Source organism: Streptomyces alkaliphilus (assembly GCF_014141535.1).
Lineage (GTDB): Bacteria > Actinomycetota > Actinomycetes > Streptomycetales > Streptomycetaceae > Streptomyces > Streptomyces alkaliphilus.
In genome coordinates this window covers 1-928 of record NZ_VKHT01001446.1, presented here as the reverse complement: position 1 = coordinate 928, position 928 = coordinate 1, and the positions used below count along the sequence as shown (strand labels likewise).

Sequence of the window (928 nt, the reverse complement as noted above, 5' to 3'; positions counted from 1 at the left end):
CCCCTCGGGTCGCATCCGGCGCCCGGGGCCTCCCGGGCGCCCTGCGCCGTTTCCTGCCGCGACGCTCGTCGACCCCCGCCCCGATCCCCAACGATCCGGCCCTGTACGAGCGGTTGGCCGACCGGTGGGGGGATCCGCGCGGGGACTTCGCGATGCTGCACTGGCTGGCGGCCGCCCGGGCCGAACTCGTCCCACCTGCCTCCCGGTCCGGGGCCGTGCTGGTCGATCTGGGATGCGGCGGCGGCCTGTTGGCCCCGCACCTCCGCCGGCACGGGTACCGCCACGTCGGGGTGGACCTCTCCCCCCGATCACTGGCCGTCGCCCGGGGACGCGGGGTGCTCCCCGTGCGGGGCGACGTGACGGCGGTGCCCCTGCCCGACGGTGTCGCCGACGTGGTGGTGGCCGGGGAGATCCTGGAGCACGTACCGGACCTCCCCGGGGCGGTCGCGGAGGCGTGCCGGCTGATGCGTCCCGACGGGCTCCTGATCGTGGACACCCTCGCCGACACGGCACTCGCCCGCTGGGTGGCCGTCCACATCGGGGAGCGGGTTCCGCGCATGGCGCCCCGGGGCGTGCACGACCCCGCGCTCTTCGTCAACCGTGAGCACCTGGGGCGCGAATGCGCCCGTCACGGCGTGCGGTTGCGCATCCGAGGGCTTCGCCCGACGCTGCGCGACCTCCCGGCGTGGCTGGCCGGTCGGCGTGACACCGTCCGGATGCGTCCGGTTCGGGACACCTCGATCCTCTACCAGGGGGTGGGGTACCGAACCGGCCCCGCTTCCCCGGGGTCGACCCCCCGGGGCGCCCGGTGAGGGCCCCCGCGATCCCCGGCGGCCGGCGCCGGACCCCGGGAGGGACCACCGGGCCGCCGAGCAACGGGCGGAACCCCGGACGCGGAGCCCGGGACCCGACGAAGGCGGTGGCCCCC

The 928-nt window shown here is 77.3% G+C and carries 1 protein-coding gene; it reads left to right on the top strand.

From position 1 onward, the window contains the following. A partial coding sequence (locus tag FNQ90_RS25005; protein WP_323380175.1) for a class I SAM-dependent methyltransferase occupies positions 1–812 on the top strand: 812 nt, incomplete at its 5' end. Positions 813–928: the final 116 nt, after the last annotated feature.